We start from the raw sequence: 2,729 nt of genomic DNA on the forward strand, positions 1-2,729 counted from the left end.
GGCCTGCGCATCGAGCTGGGCGAGATCGAAGCACGGCTGATGGAGCAGGACGAAGTGCGCGAGGCCGTGGTGCTGGCGGTGCCGGGTGCTGGCGGCCTGCAACTGGCGGGCTACCTGGTGCCAAGCACGCCAGTGACGGACGACGCGGCGGCCGAAGCCTTGCGCGTTACCTTGCGCGAGCGCCTGGGTGCGGTGCTGCCGGACTACATGGTGCCGGTGCACCTGCTGCTGCTCAAGCAATTGCCAGTGAGCCCCAACGGCAAGCTGGAGCGTCGTGCGCTGCCGTCTCCGGAGCTGGCCCAGGCCCGCTACGTGGCACCGCGCAGCGAGCGGGAGCAGCAACTGGCGCAGATCTGGAAGGACGTGCTGCAGGTGCCGCAGGTGGGCCTGGAGGATGACTTCTTCGCCCTGGGCGGACATTCGCTGCTGGCGACCCAGGTGATCGTGCGGATTCGCGAGCACCTGGGCATCGAGGTCCCGCTCAAGACTCTCTTCAACGCGCGGCACCTGGGCGAGTTCAGCGCGTCGGTGGAGGCGCTGGATGCGAGCAACGATCCTTTGATGGATGAACTGGCTAAATCCTTGGAGGCCCTGGAACGTTTAACAGGAGATGAGCTTGAGAAGCTAATTTCTGAGTGAAGGGGAACCGGTGTGAAAGCGTTGATTGAAAGGGTGGGCGAGCTGTCGCCGAAGGAACGCAAGGCCTTGGCGGTGATGCTCAAGCACAAGAACATCAATCTGTTCAGCGTCGCGCCGGTGTTCAAGCGTCAGCCCGAGGAACTGCAACTGCTGTCCTATGCCCAGGAGCGGCAGTGGTTCCTCTGGCAGATGAGCCCCGAGAGCAGTGCTTATCACATCAGTGCTGCCCTGAAGTTGCAGGGCGCGCTCGACATTGCTGCGCTCGATGCCAGCTTTGCCGCGCTGGTGGCCCGCCACGAAACCTTGCGCACCCGCTTCGTCGAGGATGGCGAGCAGGTGCTGCAGGTGATCGACGCGCCGAACTGGGCCGGGATCGAGCAGCAGACCCTGGCCCTCGACGATGCGCCGCAACAACGCCAGGCGCAGTTGCGGGCGTGTGTCGAGGAGGAGATCCAGCGCCGTTTCGACCTGCAGGCCGGCCCGCTATTGCGGGTCAAGCTGTTGCGGCTCGACGAGCAGGAGCATGTGCTGGTGCTCACCCAGCACCACATCGTGACCGATGGCTGGTCGATGCAGGTGATGATCGGCGAGCTGGTCCAGCTGTACGCCGCCGCTTGCGAAGGGCGGACCGTGCAACTGCCGGCGCTGCCGGTGCAGTACGCCGACTACGCCTTGTGGCAGCGCCAGTGGATGGAGGCCGGTGAGCAGGAGCGTCAACTGGCCTACTGGACCGAACGGCTGGGCAGCGAGCATCCGGTGCTCGAGCTGCCGTTCGACCATCCACGCCCGGCGGAGCAGAGCTTGCGCGGTGCCAGCCTGGAGGTGAAGCTCGAGGCGCAGTTGTGCCGCGACCTGCGCAGTGTGGCGCAGGCGCAGGGCGTCACCTTGTTCATGCTGTTGCTGGCGTCGTACCAGGTCTTGCTGTACCGCTACAGTGGCCAGCGTGACCTGCGCATCGGCGTGCCGGTGGCCAACCGCAACCGCATGGAGACCGAGCGGCTGGTCGGTTTCTTCGTCAACACCTTGGTGCAGCGCGTCGAGATTTCGGGGCAGACGACCGTGCGGGCGTTTCTCCAGCAGGTCAAGGCCGATGCCCTGGGCGCGCAGGCGCACCAGGACTTGCCGTTCGAGCAGCTGGTCGAAGCGCTGCGCCCGCAACGCACCCTCAGCCACAGCCCGCTGTTCCAGGTGATGTTCAATCACCAGAGTGGCGCGGCGCTGGGCGCTGGCGGTGACGGCGCCCAGGCGTCCGGCCTGCGCATCGAAAACCTCAAGAGCGAGGGCCATACCGCCCAGTTCGACCTGACCCTGAACATTCTGGAGCAGGGCGATGCGCTGGATGCGCAGTTCACCTATGCCCTGGACCTGTTCGAGCCGGCGACCGCGCAGCGCCTGGCTCGGCATTGGCAGAACCTGCTGCAGGCGATGGTCGCCAACCTCGACTGCACGCTGGACGACCTGCCGTTGATCGCTGCCGACGAAGTGCGCGACACCCTGGTGCGCTGGAATGCCACGGCGGTCGAGTACCCGCTGGAGCACAGCGTCCAGGCGCTGATCCAGCGCCAGGTCGAGGCCACGCCAGACGCCACGGCGCTGGTGTTTGGCGAGCGTCAGCTCAGCTACCGCCAGCTCGATGCCCTAGCCAACCAGTGGGCGCACCGCCTGCAGGCGGCAGGTGTGGGCCCGGATGTGCTGGTGGGTGTGGCGGCCGAGCGCAGCGTGGAAATGGTCGTGGCACTGCTGGCGGTGATCAAGGCCGGTGGCGCCTATGTGCCGCTGGACCCGGAATACCCGCGCGAGCGTCTGGCCTACATGATCGAGGACAGCGGCATCGAACTGCTGCTGACCCAATCGCACCTGCGCGAGCAGTTGCCGCTGCCGCAGGGCCTGGAGTGCCTGCTGCTCGACCAGCCACTGACCGGCTATGCCGAGCAAGCGCCGAAGATCGAAGTCACTGGCGAGAACCTGGCCTACGTGATCTACACCTCCGGCTCCACCGGCAAGCCCAAGGGCGCGGGCAACCGCCACCGGGCGCTGACCAACCGCCTTTGCTGGATGCAAGAGGCTTATGGCCTGACTGCCGAGGACCG

The 2,729-nt window shown here is 66.1% G+C and carries 2 protein-coding genes; both read left to right on the forward strand.

Annotated elements, in window-relative coordinates; genetic code table 11:
• Positions 1 to 639: phosphopantetheine-binding protein (locus ACPZMI_RS00300; RefSeq protein WP_426351431.1), on the forward strand; the 639-nt coding region annotated here is incomplete at its 5' end.
• A gap of 12 nt (positions 640 to 651) precedes the next feature.
• Positions 652 to 2,729, forward strand: a 2,078-nt coding sequence (locus ACPZMI_RS00305; protein ID WP_426351432.1) for a condensation domain-containing protein, incomplete at its 3' end; no start/stop codon positions are given.

Source organism: Pseudomonas wayambapalatensis (genome assembly GCF_049942315.1).
Classification (GTDB): domain Bacteria; phylum Pseudomonadota; class Gammaproteobacteria; order Pseudomonadales; family Pseudomonadaceae; genus Aquipseudomonas; species Aquipseudomonas wayambapalatensis.